Below are 16,160 nucleotides of genomic sequence, written 5' to 3' on the forward strand. Positions count from 1 at the left end.
GGCTTCGGCGCACGGGGGTTAAGCGTGTCTGACTGATGGTTCGGCGAGGCGACCGGAACGGAGCGGGCGACCTGGACGGAGGCGGAGGTTCGCCCCCCGACAGCCGAGGCCGGCGGGCTACCCGTCCGTCGATCCGAGGAACTCGACGACCGTTCCGGGCTCCGCGTCGAGTCCACCACCCTGCGCGAACGCCGGCGCGCCGCCACCACCGCCGCCGAACTCGTCCGTGACGCGGTCGACCACCTCGCCGGCGTCGACGGCGCCGGCGGCGGCGACGACGACGAACGGCGCCGGCCCCCCGCCGACCGCGGCGACCACGTCGGGCGCGTCGGGCGCGTCCGCCGCGTCGCCGACGGTCGACTGCGCGGCCTCGCCGACCGCGTTCGCGTTGAACCCCTCGATGACGCCGATCCGCCACTCATTGCCGTCGCGCTCGACCGCCGGGAGCTCGCGGACGCGCCCCACGAGCACCTCCTCCCGGAGCGACGCGAGGTCGTCCGCGAGGTCGTCGCGCTCGCCGGCAAGCCGCGACACCGCGTCGGCGACGCCGTCGACGCCGACGCCCGCCTCCCGGGCGGCGGCACGGAGTTCGCGGTGCGTCTCGGATCGCCGGTCGATAGCGACGGGGCCGACGGCGAACTCGACGCGTGTGAGGCCCTCGCCGGGGTTCGAGCGGTCGAGCACCGTCACCGGCCCGATCTCGCGGGTGTCCGAGACGTGGGTTCCGCCGCAGGCGGCCTCGTCCCAGCCCTCGACGGTGACGACGCGGACCGAATCGGCGTCCGCCATCACGTCCGCCTCGGTCTTGTCGTTGAACGCGACTGCACCGTCGGCGCGGGCGTCCTCGACTGCGCGTGTCTCCCACGAGACCGGACGGGAGTCCCAGACGGCGCGGTTCACGAGCCGTTCGAGATCGACGAGCACGTCGTCGTCGATGTCGGTGGAGGTCTCGAAGTCGACGCGGACCTTCTCGTCGGTTATTCCGAACCCCCCGTAACCCAGGTCCTCGAGGAGTCTCCTCCCCGCTCCGTAGAGCACGTGGCTCGCAGTGTGGGCGCGCATGCAGTACGTCCGGAAGTCGTCGTCGACGACGCCCGCGACCGTGTCGCCGGCCTCGAACGCGGGCGATTCCGCGAGGGTGTGGACGACCGCCTCCCCCCGGGACTGTACGTCGTCGAGCGTGACGCCGCCGAGCGTGCCGCGGTCGGCGGGCTGGCCGCCGCCTTCGGGGTAGAAGTACGTCTCGGGCAACGTCACGTCGCGTCCGTCGATCGATTCGACCGTCGTCTTGAACTCCCGAACCTCGGGCTGGGCCGGCGCGAGCGAGTCGCTCATGGCCGGTGGTCGCCGCCGGGGGCGAAAAAGCATGTGCCCGCGGCAGCATCGATCACTGCTCGGTTCGCGACTGATGTGATCCGGGGTCCTGCTCCCTTCGTGGGCGGAGCGGCACAGGGCCGCTCCGCCGTGGTCCGAGGCCTCCCTGCGGTCGGCCTCGCTCTACTCGTCGACGAGGGTCACGTCGAGCGCCTGCTCGATACCGCGAACCGTCGACCCGCCGACGCCGCCGCGGGCCGCCCGTCCGTCCTCGACGGCATGGATCTGCTCGGCGTCGACGCCGACCTCGGCCGCGAGGTCCTCGGCGGTCATTCCCGCGTCCTGACGCGCCTCAGTGACGGTCTCGCCGTATCCCTTCACGAGGTACGGGAGCCGGTCCTCCTCGTAGTCGGTTCCCTCCTCCTCCCAGTGACGCGAGTCGCCGGTGGAGGCGTCCATGGCCTTCGCGACGTTCTGGGCCGCGCGCTTTTTCCGGTTCGGCTCGTCGCCGCCGCCGCGGCCGCCGCCGCTCCCGCCGGTTCGACTGGAGCCGCCACTGCGGGCACTGTCGTCGTGGGGCGCACAGTCGGAACAGACCGACAGCCGCGCGCCGGCGACGTTCGCTTCGGACAGGCTGGTGTCCTCGCGGCCGCACAGTTCGCACGCGTCGCCGGAGCCGCCGCCACCGCCGCTGCCGGTGGAGTACTTCGCCATGCCCCCTGCTACGTCCGCCGAGGGATAAAACCGTGTTCCGTCTGCGAACGACGGGAACCCGGATCAGACGACGCGGTTCTCCAACTCGGGACCGTCGCCGTCGGCGGCCTCGACATCCGCGATTCGCTCGACGTTGCCCGCGAGGATGTCTGCGACCCGTTCGAAGTACCGCGGCGTATGTCCCGCGTTGTGCGGGGTGATCCGGGCGTCGTCGAGTCCCCACAGCGGGTGGTCCTCGGGGAGCGGCTCGGGGTCAGTCACGTCGAGGAACGCCCCGCGGATCTGGTTCCACCGCAGCGCGTACACCAGGTCGTCGGTGTCGACGACGGGCCCGCGGGCGATATTCACGAGCGTCGCGTGCGGCGGGAGCGTCCGCAGCGCCTCGCGGTCGATCAGACCCTCGGTCGTGTCGGTCAGTGGGCACGCGAGCGCGAGGTGGTCGGTGCGCGCCAGCACCTCGTGGAGGTCGTCGAAGCCGACCACCTCGTCCGCGGGGCCGCCTTTCTCGGGCGTGTATCGAACGCCCAGGGTCTCGACGCCGAACGGCTCCAGTCGCTCGACGACGGCGGTCCCGATTGCGCCCAGTCCGACGACCGTCACCGTGGAGTCGTACAGCTCGTGCGTGGGGTACGCGCGCCACTCGCGGCGGTCCTGCTGGCGGGTCGCCCGGCGGAAGTCGCGCGCGAGCGAGACGAGCGCGCCGATCACGTACTCCGAGATGTTCGGCGCGTGGACGCCCGAGGCGTTCGTGACGGCGACGCCGGCCTCCTCGAAGGCGTCGAGATCGAGATGCCCGACGCCGGCGTACACGCCCGCAAAGAGGCGAAGCGACGCCGCCTCGTCGAGGTGCTCCTCCACGGCGGCGCCCTCGCCGGTAACCACATCTGCGGTTCGGATCTGTTCGCGTTCCTCCTGGGGCGTGTCCGCGAGAACGACCTCGTGGTCGGGGAGCCGCTCACGGAGTAGGTCAACGTACTCCGACGCCGGGTGCCCGTGGATCTTCTGTCGGGTGACGACGATGCGCATGCGCGCCGCCACGACCGGCCCCGACTTAATCGCGCCGACAGCGGACCGCCCGCGCGGCGACCGTGGGAACCGAAAGAACGGGGATCAGTCGCCGGCGACGACCTCGTTGACGAGCGTTCCGACGCCCTCGTAGGTGATCTCGACGGTGTCGCCCGGCTCGACGAGTCCGGGGTTCGCCGGCGAGCCGAACGCGACGCAGTCGCCCGCGCGGAACTCGAAGCGCTTCGAGAGATACGAGACCACCTCGTGGGGGTCGAACAGCATCAGCTCGGTGTTCGCCTCCTGACGCCGCTCGCCGGCAACATCAGTGTACATGTCCATGTCCGTCGGGTCCGCATCGGTCTCGATCCACGGTCCCAGCGGCCCGGAGGCGGTGAACGCCTTGCGCGCGGTCCGCCCCTGCTGGTCGAGTGCGTCCACGTCGTTCATGACCGTGTACCCGCGGACGGCATCGGGGACCTCCGCGGGCGCGAGGTCGGAACACGGCTCGTCGATGACGGCGACGAGCTCGCCCGCGTAGGTGAGTTCCTCGGTCCACTCGGGATACGGGATCGGGTCGTGGTGGCCGACGACCGAGTGAGGCGGCTTGATGAAGAAGTCCGGCTCCTCGGGGCGTTCGTAGTCCATCTGGTCGAGCGTCGCAGCGAAGTTCCGGCCGACGCAAAACAGGGCGTCCGGGTCGCAGGGCGCGAGCAGGTCCGCCTCCTCAAGCTTGTACTCGGCGTCGTCGGTGACGAGCGCTCCGTCGCGGTACTCTCCCTCACGGACTCCGTCGTCGGTGCGGGCACGTGCGAGTCGCATGCGTCGAGTGGGCGGCGGACGGCGAAAAAGCGTTGTCGTCGCGGCGACGGCGGGGTCACCGACGGCCAACGGCGGTTCGACGAGGCCGCGAGGGCCACGCTTCGGGGCGGTCGCGCCGCTCAGTTCCCGACCTGCGTCGCGCGCTCGACCACGTCGGCGCCGTAGATCTCTTCGAGCGCCTCGTGCTGGTCAGGCCGGTGCTCGTGCACGTCCTGGAACAGCGTGATCGGCGTCTGTGCGGCCTGGTAGGTCGCCTCGTCCCACATGCGGTCCTTGCTGAGGTCGACCTCGACGCCGTCGATGGCGAGCGTCGCCGACTGCGTCATCGCGATGGCGCCCTTGCCGGCCTCCTTGGCGGCCTCGAACTCCTCCATCGACTCGACGATGTCGTCCATGCTCGGCACGTAGGAAGTGCGATCGAGCAGCTCCTCGCGGAGCTCGTCCTCGGTCAGCTCGTGCTCGTCGCCGTCGATCGCGAGCACGTACGAGCCGCCCGACTCCGACAACGCCACGTCGTCGCCGTCGTACACCTCACGGCCGTCCTTGCTGGCGAGTTCGACCTCATCGCCCCCGACCTCCAACAGCCACGTGCCGGTCTTCGGCGGGAGCGGGGCCTTGTTCGCGACCTCGACCTGCTTCGGGGTGAGCGACCAGATGCCGGTCATCCCCTTCGCGCGGTTCGCCTCCATCCGGTCTCTGTACCCCTCCACGTCGCGGATGTTGTCGTACGGACCGTCGACGGCGATCAGGCCCGCGGCGCTTGCGCCCTTTGAGGTGTTGTGGCGGAGTTCGGGCCACTCCGGCAGCTCGCCCGTCGGCGTCATCGCGCGCATGTCCTTCGTGTAGTCGACCTCGCCGTCGACGAGCATGAACATGCGCTCCAGCGTGTTCGAGGGCTTGCCCATCTCGTCGCGGATGCGGTTCAGTGCGATCTCGGCCTCGCCGGACTCGACGATCACCGACATCGAGAGGCTTCCCTCCTCCAGTCCGTGCTCCGCCTCGATCTGCTGGAAGGCCTCGTCGGCCTTCTTCCAGTCGTCGATGTCGCCGACCTCCGGGATAACGAAGCCGTCGATGTCGCCGACTGCGCCGTTTTCAGGGTCGGCGATCTCGCGCATGTACTCGAAGCCGGTCAGCCGCTTCTCGGCGTCGTCGCGGTGCCAGACGACCCGGGGGTGGACCTCGCCGGGGAAGTCGGCGCCGTGCTCGCTGACCACCTCGATGATGTTCTGGACGCCCTCGTCGCGCATCGAGGGCGCGGTCGCGTCCTCGTTGTCCGGCACCCACACGTCGGGCGCCTGGATGCCGCGGAGCTGTGCGGCGCTGCGGATCATCTTGGCGGAGTCGTCCTCGTCTTGAACGGCCGTCGGCGACGTAAAGAACGTTCGAACGAACTCTCGTTCGTAATTCCGTTGTACGCTCATGTATGCAGGTCTCACCCTCTCGTGGTAGTGTGATAAACGTTAGTCCCAGACACAGTATTGCCCACGGAGGACTCCCCCGAGGGTGCCCGAGTCACCTCACTCCAGCGGCTGAACCAGTTCGACGGTGTGCCCGTCCGGATCCTTCAGGAACGCCGTTCTCGCGCCCGCGGCGGGCTGGTCGGCCGGCTCCGAGACGACGCCGTGGTCGTCGATGCGCTCGAACGCGGCGTCGACATCGTCCACCTTCACCGCGAAGTGGTCGTAAGCGGTTCCCTCCTCGAACTCGTCGTCGCCCTCGGTGTCGGACAGCTGGAGCTCGATCCCGTTCTCGTCGGCGACGTAGAGGTTTCTCGTGTCGCCGTCGGGCGTCGTGAACTCCCACGAGCGCTCGAACCCGAGGTTCTCTGCGTACCAGTCGGCCGCGCGCTCGGCGTCGGCGACGTTGAGACAGACGTGAATGAACGCCATGAGCGACACCCGCGCACCCACGGACATAATCGTTCGCGTCGGCGCAACCCGGGCGTCGGTGCAAGCCGAGCGTCGCTGGATCTGAACGGCCGGCCGTTCGACGACCGAGTCGCACCGCCGGGTGGCAAATGTTGACAAAGATCTTTTACACGATTGTTCCTTGAGTTCTCCTATGGCAACGCACGACCCGGGGGCCAACGACCGATGGGAGACATCCGCCGCCTCGCTGGGACACGATCGGCCGGACGTGCAGGAGTACGCCGATCTGGCGTCCGATCTGCGGGACCGCGTCGACGGCGAGGTCCAGTTCGACGAGTACGCGCAGGTGCTGTACGCGACCGACGGCTCCATCTACAGCGCGAGACCCGCGGGCGTCGTCTGCCCGCGCGACGCCGACGACGTGATCGCGGCTCACGAGGTCGCCGCCGAGCACGGGGTCCCGGTGATCCCGCGCGGGACGGGATCGTCGCTGGCGGGCCAGACCGTCGGGCCGGGGTGTGTCGTTCTCGACACCACGAAACACATGAACGACATCGTCGATGTCGACCCGGCGGCGCAGGAGGCGACCGTTCAGCCGGGCGTCGTGCAGGACCACCTCGACGCGCGGCTGGCGGAGGACGGTCTGAAGTTCGCGCCCGATCCGGCATCGTCCGGGCGCGCGACCGTCGTCGGCGGCATCGGGAACAACTCCACGGGCGCCCACTCGGTGCGATACGGGATCACCGACGCCTACACCGAGGAGTTGGACGTCGTGCTCGCGGACGGAACCCGGATCCACACCCGTGAGGTCGTTCTCGGCTCCGACGAGCACGAGGAGATACTCGACGGCGGGGGTATCGAGGCCGAACTGTACCGCACCGTCGAGGGGCTCGTGGACGAGAACCGCGAGGAGATCGACGAGAAGTACCCGAGCCTGAAGCGGTCGGTGTCGGGGTACAACCTCCACAAGGTGATCTACGAGACCGACGACGGGGAGGAGGTCATCAACCTCTCGAAGCTGTTCGTCGGCGCCGAGGGCACGCTCGGCACCATCGTCGAGGCGACCGTCTCGCTCGTGACGAAGCCCGAGGAGACCGCGCTGGCGCTGTACTGTTTCGACGACCTCGTCGACGCGATGGAGGCGGTGCCCGTCGCACTGGAGTACCCCGTGAGCGCGGTGGAGTTGATGGACGACGAGGTGTTCCGGCTCGCCCGCGAGTCGACGGAGTACGCCCAGTACGAGGAGCCGATCCCCGACGGCGCGTCGGCCGCGCTGATGCTGGAGTGGGACTCTGAGTTGGTGGACGACTTCGAGGGCGCGATGGCTGACACGACCGAGGAGTTCGTGACCGACGGCGCCGCCTTCGACGTGCTGGAGGCGTACAGCGAGGAGGAACAGGAGCAGCTCTGGAAGCTCCGGAAGGCGGCCATCCCCCTGCTGATGAGCCTGGAGGGCGACCCGAAGCCGTACCCGTTCATCGAGGACGCGACGGTGCCGCCCGAGGAGCTAGCCGAGTACGTCCAAGAGTTCGAGGATGTGCTCGACGACCACGACACGTCCGCGGCGTACTTCGCGCACGCGGGGTCGGGAACGCTGCACATCCGGCCGATCCTGAATCTGAAGGAGGGCGAGGGGATCGAGAAGATGCACTCGATCACCGACGACGTGACCGACCTCGTCCTCGACCACTTCGGGGCGTTCTCCGGCGAGCACGGCGACGGGCTCGCGCGAACCGAATTTAACCCCAAAATGTACGGGGAAGCCCTGTGGAGCGCGTTCCAGGAACTGAAGTCGGCGTTCGACCCCGAGTGGCGGATGAACCCCGGAAAGGTGGTCTACGTCGACGGCGAGACCGCCGAGGAGCGCGGCTATCCTGAGTCCGCAGCCGACACGGACATGCGCGAGAACCTCCGCTACGGCGCCGACTACCGGTCGATCGAGCCGCAGACCGCGATCGACTTCGACGACGAGGGCGGCTTCTCGCACCTCGTCGAACTGTGCAACGGCTGCGGCACCTGCCGGGAGACCGAGGGCGACGTGATGTGCCCGACGTACCGCGCGTCGGGAGAGGAGATCCAAGCAACCCGCGGCCGAGCCAACATGCTCCGGGCGGCCATCTCGGGGGAGCTGTCCGAAGACGAGATCCACTCCGACCGGTTTCAAGAGGAGGTTCTGGGGCTGTGCGTCGGCTGCAAGGGCTGCATGTCGGACTGCCCGACCGGCGTCGACCTGGCGAAGCTGAAAGCGGAGGTGAAACACGAGCACCACGAGGAGGAAGGTGCGGGCATCCGCGAGCGCGTCTTCGCGGACATCGACGCGGCCAGCCGGATCGGCAGTGCGCTCGCGCCCGTCGCCAACGCGGCGACGAAGCTGCCCGGCGCGCGGACGGTGATGGAGAAGACGCTCGGGATCGCCAGCGACCGCGAGCTTCCCACCTTCACGCGCGACACGTTCCGGAAACGGTGGGAGCGTCGCGGCGGCGCCGCGGTGAGCGCCGCGGAGGCTGACGCGCGGGTCGTCCTGTTCCCGGACACCTACACGAACTACAGCATGCCAGGCGCGGGGATGGCCGCCGTCGAGGTGCTGGAGGCGGCGAGCGTCCACGTTCGCGTCCCCGACGACCTCGCCGCGTCGGGTCGAGCCGCCTTCTCGAGCGGGTTCCTGGGGAAGGCGCGCGAGCGCGCCGCCGAGAACGTCGAGCGGCTCGAACCCCTCGTCAAGGAGGGGTACAGCGTCGTGTTCGTCGAGCCGTCCGATGCCGTGATGTTCCAAGACGAGTACCTCGACCTCCTCGACGGCGACGCCGTCGAGGCCGTGTCGGCGGCCAGCTACGGCGTGTTAGAGTACGTCGACACGGCCCGACTCGATGAGGCGATCGAGTTCAGGGAGCCGCCCGAAGCCGGCGAGGCGATCGCCTACCACGGTCACTGCAACCAGAAGTCGCTGAACAAAGACCACCACGCGGTCGGCGTACTCCGGCGCGCGGGCTACGCGGTCGACCCGCTGGACACCACCTGCTGTGGAATGGCCGGGAGTTTCGGCTACGAGGCCGAACACTACGAGCTCTCGAAGGCGATCGGATCGCTGCTGTTCGACGCGGTCGACGAGAGTCCCGCGGAAGCCGTCACCGCACCCGGCGCCTCCTGTCGGTCGCAGCTAGGCGACCGCGACGCCGACAGCGAACAGCCGCCGCACCCGATCGAGAAGGTGGCTGAGGCGCTGGCCGACTAGGGCGGAATCGGAGCCGCCGATACCGGCCATTTTGGCCGTTAACCTTATATTACATAATCGAACATGTCGGTTCGTGTAAGATGTGGCACGGTACCACGGATCGTGACATGCGAAAACACGTAGCAAAGAAGCACAACGCACACCATGGATCCTGACGAACCACGCACGGACGGCGGTGTCGCCGACGCCAGCGATGAGGTGTACGCGTCGGCGGAGGAGGGCGAAGAGTACCGCGATACGGTGTATCGAGACATCGACTACGAGAGTCTTCCCGAGGCGCCAGAGACGTCGGAGTACCCGAAGACCGACAAGGGCGGGAACTACCGGGTCACCGATCTCCCGAAGGTTCCGAAGGTATCACACATCGTGGGGCCGAGCGCGATCATGCTCGGCGCCTCCCTCGGCAGCGGGGAGACGATGTTCTGGCCGACCCTGATCGCCCAGAACGGCTGGGGGCTCTACTGGGCCTTCTGGGTCGGGGTTATCACCCAGTTCTTCATCAACACGGAACTGCAGCGGTGGACGATGGCAACCGGGGAGAGCATCTTCCGCGCCTACGAGCGGATCCACTCCTTCTGGCCGTGGTTCTTCCTCGTGGCGGGGTTCATCCACCTCGGCTGGCCGGGATGGGCCGCGGGCTCGGCGAAGGTCGTGGCCGCGGGGCTCGGCTTGGGCACGGATAACTGGGCGATGATCGGCATCGGGCTGATGGTCCTGATCTGGCTGTCCTACCAGGCGGGCCCGATCATCTACAACATCATCGAGAAGGCACAGCTCGCGCTGATGGTGCTCGCCATCGTCGGCGCGGTGCTGCTCATCTTCATCGTCGGCTCGGCCGGCCAGCTGGCGAACGTCCCCGGCGGCGCGCTCAACTTCGGCGCGCTCCCGCAGGACATGGACATCGCGGTGTTCCTCGGCGGGCTGGCGTACGCCGGTGCCGGCGGGTACATCAACCTCGCACAGGGCGTCTGGTCACGAGAGAAAGGGTACGGGATGTCGACCTACCAGGGGCGCATCCTCAATCCGCTGCAGACCGGCGAGGGCGAAATCGAGACCGTCCACAAAGACGGGTACACCTTCGAGCCGACCCGGACGAACCTGCGCCGCTGGAAGGCGTGGTGGAAGATCACCCAGCAGGAGCACTTCCTGACGTTCGTCGTCGGGCTGCTCGTTGTCGCGACGATCGCGATGACCATCACCGCCGAGTTCGCTGCCGGCACGGAGAACGGGGCTATCAACATGTGGCTCATGGACGTGATCCCGGCGGTCGGCCCGTTCAGCGCGGCGTTGCTGTACGTGGTCATCTTCATCGCGCTGTTCTCGACACAGTACGCGATCCTCGAGGCGTTCGTCCGCAACAGCGTCGACATCATCTTCGAGATGTACGGACGGAAGGCGGGCTGGGACCTCAACCGGGTCTTCGTCGGCCTCCTCACGCTGTTCACCCTGTGGGGGATCGGGATCATCGCGCTGCAGCTCTCGCAGCCGTGGATCCTGCTCGTGCTCGGCGCGGCGATCGCCGGCGTGATGATGTGGCCGTACAACGCCCTCACGACCATCCTCAACACGACGCGGCTCCCCGAGCACACCCAGCCCGGGTGGGCGCGCGTCGTCGCGATGTGGTGGGCGACGGGTTTCTTCGGCTTCTTCAGCGTCCTGCTGATCAGCAGCCAGCTTGTCAGCCGGTTCGGCCTGACGACGTTCGAGACGACCGTCGGAGTTGTCGGCAGCGGCGCCGGCGGCTACGTGCTCTGGCTGCTCGCGCTCGTGGTACAGGTGTACACCATGTACCGCTCGGCGCAGGGGAAGATGGAGTCGAGCGACACCGTCGACAACGCGGACGAGGCGAACGGCCTGCTCGCCTGAGCCCGCCGCTCGCGTCGACCGATCGACCGACCGTTTTTTCGCACCACACGCGGACGACCGACACGGCACCCCGTCCCGACGCGCCGAACGCCGGCGATCCCGAACCAGACACCCGACATCACATATCGATGACCGACGACACCCACACCGTGGACAGCCCGCTTGAGGAGCTTGGGGGCATGCTCGTGGCGTACCGAATGGCGATCTACCTCGGCGGCCTCGCAGTGATCGGGTTCCCGCTCGCGCTGCGCGAACTCGCGGGGGTGACGCTCCCTGAGTCCGTGCGGGCGGCCCTCACCGTCTCGGTCGTCTCGTTCATGGTCGCGACGTACGTCTCCGAACTCCTCGTCGAGACCGACGGCGGCGACGGGGGCGGTACGGGCGGCGATACCGGAGGGAGCACCTCTGGATCCGGCGACTCCGCCGGGTATCCGCTGCGAACCCGGGTGGCGGTCGCGGCGGCCGTCATCGGGCTGGCAGCAGGCGTCTACGTCGCACTCGAGATGTCGGTACTCGGCGGGCTGCTGTTCGTCGGCGGCTCGTACCTGTTCGCGTACCTCGCGTACGATCGCGACGGCGCGGCCGGCGGCGGGCCCGAGACCGACGGGGGTGCGCAATGAGCGCCCCCGGGGAGCCGGTCGACCCCGACTCGGACGCGGGGACGGACGGGAGCCCCGACGCGGCGGCGCCCGACGGGGCGCCGGAGATGGAGTCGGGGATCGAGGTAGACGTGCACGTCCACTTCGGGATGACCGGCTCGTTCCCCCTGCAGCTCGCGGAGCTGTTCTTCGCGTCCGACGGAGTTCACCTCGCGGAGTACGGGCTCATCACGCCGCTGTTCGGCCTCGGCGCGAAGAAGCACAAGCGGGAGGCGACGGCGATGCGGGATCTGTTCGATCGGTACGGCGTCGACGAGGTGCTCGCGCGCTCCCGCTCGGTGACGTGGCTCTCGTACGACTCGATCGAGCGGGTCGTCGTGAACGACGGCGGCCGGCTCGGCAACCCGCGCGTCGGCGTGTACGCCGTCGACGGGACAAACAACGCCTACCGGATCCACGACGAGGAGTTCGACCCCGACGAGTTCGTCCGCGAACTCGGAGCGCTCGGGGACGAGCGGGGGTTCGCCGTCGAACTGGAGGCCGGCCTCGGCTACCGTCCCCGCGAGAGCCTCAAGCGGTTCTTCGACTGAGCGGGGCGGTCAGTTCCCCACGCATTCCGCGACCGCCGTCGCGAGGTGGCCGGCCGCGGCGATCGCGACCCCGACGACGTACAGCGCCGTGAGCAGCACGGAAAGCGCGGCGGTGACGACCGGGCCGGCCCGTTCGCGGCGGCGCGCGAGCGCCGCACACGCACGGACGAGCCGGCGAACGACCCGCGCGGTGCGGGCGTCGGGGTGGGCCGCCAGTGTGTCGGCGATCGGCGGGCTCACTGCCTCGTACACCGCGACGAGCGGCCGACCGACCGGTGACGGCCGGAGCGACCCGTCGCGGAACCCACGCAGCGCCGCGAGCGTCTCCTCCTCGCCTGCGACCGCGGTCGTGACGAAGCAGGCGCTGTGGTGCTGTTCGATGCTCACGCGCGCGAGGTCCTTTTTATGATACACCTCCGTCCTCGCCGGCGGGAATCCCGAGTCCGCCGAGACGTAGAACGCCCCCGCGTCCTCGCGGACGTACGAGTCGCCGTGCTCGTGGCGGTCGCCGCCGACCGTCACCACCTCGACGTACTTCGTTCGGCCGTCGCCCACCGCCTGCTCGGCCTCCGGATGCGGGCCGTCCGACCCGTCGTCGACCGTCCGGTCTGTCATGCCCCACGCTTCCGCATCCCTCATGAAAAATCTCCCGTCACAGCGGTTCTCACGCGCTCTTTTTCGGTATCGGCTGTCTAGCCGGCCCGTGAACGTGTACACGGATGTCCTGAGCGCGAATATCCTCAACACGACCATCGTGGCCTCGGTGGTCGCAATCGTCCTGAAGCTGCTCGTGGAGGGGCTCTTCGTCGCCGCCGGGGGCCTGTTGCTCCCGCTGGCGTTCCTCGCGTACCTCACATTCACCGACGCGTGGCTCATGCAGTGACGCGGACGCGGTGAACGGCTCGGCGACGGGTCGGGGCTCGTACGGTCCGAGTCGCCGTGTCCGGGCACCGATCGGGGACAAGACGTATCTATGACGCGACCGACAGTACGGCCGTGCGCGTCCGTGAGACGTTCATCGGCAACGGGCTCGATATCGCCCTCCTTGGGGTGATCGCCGCCGGCCTCGGGCTGTCGCTCGGGGCGGTTGCGGGCTCGGCCGAATCGAGCCCGTCGCTGATCCGGTTCTTCCAGGCGCCCGCCGACGCCACCTATCCTGGGGTCCTCCCGCAGGACAAGGCGCTGTTGCTCCTCACCGACCCCCGGACCGCCGACGCCGCGACAGGCGCGTCGGGGGCTGCGGGGGCTGCGGACCCGTCCGGCGGCGTCGAGCTCGTGCTCGTCGGCGTCGGCGCCGTCCTGATCGCCGTCGGGCTCACGGTCGCCTGGCGGGAATAGCGCGACGGCGCTTCGGTCGGTATCTCACGGCTCGACCGTCGACGCGACCGATACGCCGACGCGCTTACCCGACTACGTGCCGAAGTCGATCCATGGGCGACCCGGTGAACCAGATCCTCGGAACGGTGCTCCACCGGACGATCCTCGTCGCCGCGGTGCTGGTCGTGATGAAGTTCGTCGCCGCGGGCGTCTACATCCCGGCAATCGCGCTGCTCGTCCCGCTCGCGGTGTTCGCGTACATTCGCCTCTCCGATCGGGCGGTGCTCCGCTGAGCCCGACGGAGACGGACCCAAACCGGTCCCCCGCTCTCTTCCGCCTGCTCCTCGCGGCCCGACTCAGATCCAGCCGTCGTTCGCGAGCAGCTCGCCGTTGAGCAGCGACGCACCGGCGGCGCCGCGGATCGTGTTGTGCGCGAGGCAATTGTACTTCACACCCGCGGGCGTCGACTGGACGCCGCCGGCGACGATCTGCATTCCGTCGCCGCGCATGCGGTCCATCCGGGGCTGCGGGCGCTCGGGTTGGTCGTCACCGAACACGTGGATGAGCTGGTCCGGAGCGGAGGGGAGGTCGGCGCTCGGGAACGACTCCATCGCCGCGGCGACCTCCTCGGAGCACGGGTCGTCGGCGAGTTCGGCGAAGACGTTCTCCAGGTGGCCGTCGATCGTCGGGATCCGGTTGCACGAGGCGGCGACCTCCGCGGGATGGAGGCTGAGTTCGGCGCCGTCAAACGACCCGAGGAGCTTCCTGCTCTCGGTCTCCATCTTCTCCTCCTCGCCGCCGATGTGGGGGATCGCGTTGTCGATGATCTCCATCGAGGTGACGCCCGAGTAGCCCGCGCCCGACACCGCCTGCAGCGTCGATACCTGCGCCCGCTCCAGGCCGAACTCGTCGAGCGCCGAAAGCGTCGGCACCATCGTGATCGTCGAGCAGTTCGGATTCTTCACCAGCGCGCCGTCCCAGCCGCGTTCGTCGCGCTGGACCTCGATCAGGTCGAGGTGGTCGGGGTTGATCTCGGGGATTGTGAGCGGCACGTCCTCGGCCATCCGATCGTTCGAGGAGTTCGAGGAGACGACGTAGCCCGCCTCACACAGGTCCGGCTCGATCTCGGCGGCGACCCCCGAGGGGAGCGACGAGAACAGCAGATCCACGTCGTCGGGGATCGCCGCGGGGTCGGTTGAGCGGACGGTGGTGTCGCGGACGGCCTCCGGAATGGCCGAGTCCAGGCGCCACTTGGCCGCCTCGCGGTACGGCTTGCCGGCGGACGACTCGCTGGCGGTCAGACAGGCGATCTCGAACTGCGGGTGGCCGTCGAGCAGTTGGATGAACCGTTGGCCCACAGCGCCGGTGGCGCCGAGGATGCCGACTCGATGCGTCATTGTGTGCCCCTGTGTCACAGGCGAATAAGACGCTTCGGATACGGGTGGGAGCGGCGAGAGTTGCCGCGGTCGCGGTCCGTCGGGAACACCCGGGGGTCGCCGAGAGTCCGTCGACGCGCGGCCTTCGTCGCCAACGGATCGTCGCCCGTCCGCGGCGACCCGTCCGGCCGGTACGGACGGGGGCCCGAAACCGCGGGTCGGTGCTGCGAGCGCGACTACTCCAGCGCCGCGTCGAACGCCGCTTGGAGGTCCGCCGTCATGTCGTCGATGTGCTCCACGCCGACGGAGACGCGGATGAGCCCGTCGGTGAGGCCGGCGGCCTCGCGCTCCGCCTTCGGGATCGCGGCGTGCGTCATCGCTGCGGGTTGCTCGATGAGGCTCTCGACACCGCCGAGGCTCTCCGCGAGCGTGAACACCGCCGTCTCCTCGACGACGGTGCTCGCCTGCTCCAGCGTGCCGTCGAACTCGAACGAGAGCATGCCGCCGAAGTCGTCCATCTGATCGCTCGCCAGGTCGTGCTGCGGGTGGGAGTCGAGACCGGGGTAGTACACCCGCGAGACGGCGTCGTGGTCGTCGAGCCACGCCGCCAGGTCGCGGGCGTTGTCGCAGTGTCGGTCCATCCGCACGGGCAGCGTCTTCGTCCCCCGGAGGACGAGGAAGCAGTCGAACGGCGACGGCGTCGCGCCCACGGAGTTCTGGTAGAAGCCGATGCGCTCATCGAGGTCGGCGTCGTCGGTGACCAGCGCGCCGCCGACCACGTCCGAGTGACCGCCGAGGTACTTCGTCAGCGAGTGGCTCACGATGTCGGCGCCGTGTTCCAATGGGCGCTGGAGGTACGGCGTCGCGAACGTGTTGTCGACGGCACACAGCGCGCCGTGCTCGTGGGCGATGTCCGCGAGGGCCGCAATGTCGTTCACCCGCATGAGGGGGTTCGTCGGCGTCTCGACCCACAGGAGTTCAGTCTCCTCGCGCATCGCGTCGCGGACGGCGTCGTGGTCGGTGGTGTCGACGAAGTCGAACTCCAGATCGTACTCCTCGTACACCTGCGTGAAGATCCGGTGGGTGCCGCCGTACACGTCGTCGCCGGTCACGACGTGGTCGCCCGCGGAGAGCAGATTCAGCACGGTGTTGATCGCGCCCATGCCCGAGGAGAACGCGCGGCCGAACTCGCCGTCCTCCAGCGCCGCGAGGTTCGCCTCTAGATCGGTGCGCGTTGGGTTGCCGGTGCGGCTGTACTCGTAGCCGCGGTGGTCGCCGGGGCCGTCCTGCTCGTACGTGGAGTTGGCGTAGATGGGAGTCATCAGCGCGCCGGTCTCGGGTTCCGGCTGCTGGCCGGCGTGGATCGCGGTCGTCTCGATGCGGAACTGCGGTCCGTCCGCGTCGGTGTCGGTCGCGTCGGGGTCGCCGTCGCCGTGGTCGCTGCGGTCGGTCAT

At 68.9% G+C, this 16,160-nt stretch carries 16 protein-coding genes; 7 read left to right on the forward strand and 9 right to left on the reverse strand.

Annotated features, from left to right (window positions below):
* Positions 1–117: 117 nt before the first annotated feature.
* From BUE16_RS11635 to BUE16_RS11660, 6 genes are all read right to left on the reverse strand, one after another.
* On the reverse strand, positions 118–1,335 hold the full coding sequence (locus BUE16_RS11635) for an alanine--tRNA ligase-related protein (protein ID WP_073309857.1): 1,218 nt from the start codon (positions 1,333–1,335) through the stop codon (positions 118–120).
* A gap of 162 nt (positions 1,336–1,497) precedes the next feature.
* On the reverse strand, positions 1,498–2,028 hold the full coding sequence (locus BUE16_RS11640; protein WP_073309860.1) for a helix-turn-helix domain-containing protein: 531 nt from the start codon (positions 2,026–2,028) through the stop codon (positions 1,498–1,500).
* Between the two features lie 63 nt (positions 2,029–2,091).
* A complete protein-coding gene (locus BUE16_RS11645) occupies positions 2,092–3,054 on the reverse strand; it encodes a D-2-hydroxyacid dehydrogenase (RefSeq protein WP_073309862.1) in 963 nt (320 codons plus the stop codon).
* Between the two features lie 84 nt (positions 3,055–3,138).
* Entirely contained in the window at positions 3,139–3,855 is a 717-nt protein-coding gene (locus tag BUE16_RS11650; RefSeq protein ID WP_073309864.1) for a fumarylacetoacetate hydrolase family protein, read from the reverse strand.
* Between the two features lie 119 nt (positions 3,856–3,974).
* The gene (aceB, locus tag BUE16_RS11655) at positions 3,975–5,279 is read right to left on the reverse strand and encodes a malate synthase AceB (RefSeq protein WP_073309866.1); all 1,305 of its coding nucleotides are present in this window, start codon (positions 5,277–5,279) and stop codon (positions 3,975–3,977) included.
* 96 nt (positions 5,280–5,375) lie between these two features.
* Complete coding sequence (locus BUE16_RS11660) at positions 5,376–5,747, reverse strand: VOC family protein (protein ID WP_073309868.1); 372 nt, start codon at positions 5,745–5,747, stop codon at positions 5,376–5,378.
* A 172-nt stretch (positions 5,748–5,919) separates the two neighbouring features.
* Here BUE16_RS11660 and BUE16_RS11665 point away from each other — a divergent pair, with 172 nt between their 5' ends.
* From BUE16_RS11665 to BUE16_RS11680, 4 genes are all read left to right on the forward strand, one after another.
* Complete coding sequence (locus tag BUE16_RS11665; RefSeq protein ID WP_073309869.1) at positions 5,920–8,958, forward strand: FAD-binding and (Fe-S)-binding domain-containing protein; 3,039 nt, start codon at positions 5,920–5,922, stop codon at positions 8,956–8,958.
* A gap of 144 nt (positions 8,959–9,102) precedes the next feature.
* On the forward strand, positions 9,103–10,824 hold the full coding sequence (locus tag BUE16_RS11670; RefSeq protein WP_143165428.1) for an Nramp family divalent metal transporter: 1,722 nt from the start codon (positions 9,103–9,105) through the stop codon (positions 10,822–10,824).
* A 128-nt stretch (positions 10,825–10,952) separates the two neighbouring features.
* Complete coding sequence (locus tag BUE16_RS11675; RefSeq protein ID WP_073309870.1) at positions 10,953–11,444, forward strand: hypothetical protein; 492 nt, start codon at positions 10,953–10,955, stop codon at positions 11,442–11,444.
* Positions 11,441–12,013 carry a hypothetical protein gene (locus tag BUE16_RS11680; RefSeq protein ID WP_073309871.1) on the forward strand — a complete coding sequence of 191 codons (573 nt, stop codon included), beginning with the start codon at positions 11,441–11,443 and terminating at the stop codon, positions 12,011–12,013. Before BUE16_RS11675 ends, BUE16_RS11680 begins: the two co-directional genes overlap by 4 nt.
* 9 nt (positions 12,014–12,022) lie before the next feature.
* On the opposite strand, the gene BUE16_RS11685 is transcribed toward BUE16_RS11680, so the two are convergent.
* Positions 12,023–12,628 carry a CFI-box-CTERM domain-containing protein gene (locus BUE16_RS11685; protein ID WP_073309872.1) on the reverse strand — a complete coding sequence of 202 codons (606 nt, stop codon included), beginning with the start codon at positions 12,626–12,628 and terminating at the stop codon, positions 12,023–12,025.
* Positions 12,629–12,716: 88 nt separating this feature from the next.
* On the opposite strand from BUE16_RS11685, the gene BUE16_RS11690 reads away from it, so the two are divergent.
* The 3 genes from BUE16_RS11690 (at position 12,717) to BUE16_RS11700 (ending at position 13,623) form a co-directional block, all read left to right on the forward strand.
* Positions 12,717–12,896 (forward strand): hypothetical protein, encoded by a 180-nt coding sequence (locus tag BUE16_RS11690; protein WP_073309873.1) that lies wholly within the window; start codon positions 12,717–12,719, stop codon positions 12,894–12,896.
* Positions 12,897–13,009: 113 nt separating this feature from the next.
* Positions 13,010–13,351: a hypothetical protein gene (locus BUE16_RS11695; protein WP_073309874.1), complete on the forward strand. Its 342-nt coding sequence runs from the start codon at positions 13,010–13,012 to the stop codon at positions 13,349–13,351.
* Positions 13,352–13,443: 92 nt separating this feature from the next.
* Positions 13,444–13,623: a hypothetical protein gene (locus tag BUE16_RS11700; RefSeq protein WP_073309875.1), complete on the forward strand. Its 180-nt coding sequence runs from the start codon at positions 13,444–13,446 to the stop codon at positions 13,621–13,623.
* 63 nt (positions 13,624–13,686) lie between these two features.
* Here the strand turns inward: BUE16_RS11700 and asd are convergent, their stop codons facing one another.
* Both asd and BUE16_RS11710 read right to left on the reverse strand, forming a co-directional pair.
* The gene (gene asd, locus BUE16_RS11705; protein WP_073309876.1) at positions 13,687–14,727 is read right to left on the reverse strand and encodes an aspartate-semialdehyde dehydrogenase; all 1,041 of its coding nucleotides are present in this window, start codon (positions 14,725–14,727) and stop codon (positions 13,687–13,689) included.
* 215 nt (positions 14,728–14,942) lie between these two features.
* Positions 14,943–16,160, reverse strand: a complete 1,218-nt coding sequence (locus tag BUE16_RS11710) for a cystathionine gamma-synthase (RefSeq protein WP_079991623.1) — start codon at positions 16,158–16,160, stop codon at positions 14,943–14,945.

Source organism: Halobaculum gomorrense (assembly GCF_900129775.1).
GTDB classification, from domain to species: domain Archaea; phylum Halobacteriota; class Halobacteria; order Halobacteriales; family Haloferacaceae; genus Halobaculum; species Halobaculum gomorrense.

Bases quoted from the DNA above. Each gene is read 5' to 3' on its own strand.
- BUE16_RS11660 (WP_073309868.1), bottom strand. From the start codon at position 5,747: ATGGCGTTCATTCACGTCTGTCTCAACGTCGCCGACGCCGAGCGCGCG.
- BUE16_RS11645 (WP_073309862.1), bottom strand. From the start codon at position 3,054: ATGCGCATCGTCGTCACCCGACAGAAGATCCACGGGCACCCGGCGTCG.
- asd (WP_073309876.1), bottom strand. From the start codon at position 14,727: ATGACGCATCGAGTCGGCATCCTCGGCGCCACCGGCGCTGTGGGCCAA.
- BUE16_RS11675 (WP_073309870.1), top strand. From the start codon at position 10,953: ATGACCGACGACACCCACACCGTGGACAGCCCGCTTGAGGAGCTTGGG.
- BUE16_RS11685 (WP_073309872.1), bottom strand. From the start codon at position 12,628: ATGACAGACCGGACGGTCGACGACGGGTCGGACGGCCCGCATCCGGAG.
- BUE16_RS11680 (WP_073309871.1), top strand. From the start codon at position 11,441: ATGAGCGCCCCCGGGGAGCCGGTCGACCCCGACTCGGACGCGGGGACG.
- BUE16_RS11640 (WP_073309860.1), bottom strand. From the start codon at position 2,028: ATGGCGAAGTACTCCACCGGCAGCGGCGGTGGCGGCGGCTCCGGCGAC.
- BUE16_RS11670 (WP_143165428.1), top strand. From the start codon at position 9,103: ATGGATCCTGACGAACCACGCACGGACGGCGGTGTCGCCGACGCCAGC.
- BUE16_RS11665 (WP_073309869.1), top strand. From the start codon at position 5,920: ATGGCAACGCACGACCCGGGGGCCAACGACCGATGGGAGACATCCGCC.
- BUE16_RS11635 (WP_073309857.1), bottom strand. From the start codon at position 1,335: ATGAGCGACTCGCTCGCGCCGGCCCAGCCCGAGGTTCGGGAGTTCAAG.
- BUE16_RS11700 (WP_073309875.1), top strand. From the start codon at position 13,444: ATGGGCGACCCGGTGAACCAGATCCTCGGAACGGTGCTCCACCGGACG.
- BUE16_RS11710 (WP_079991623.1), bottom strand. From the start codon at position 16,160: ATGACCGACCGCAGCGACCACGGCGACGGCGACCCCGACGCGACCGAC.
- aceB (WP_073309866.1), bottom strand. From the start codon at position 5,279: ATGAGCGTACAACGGAATTACGAACGAGAGTTCGTTCGAACGTTCTTT.
- BUE16_RS11650 (WP_073309864.1), bottom strand. From the start codon at position 3,855: ATGCGACTCGCACGTGCCCGCACCGACGACGGAGTCCGTGAGGGAGAG.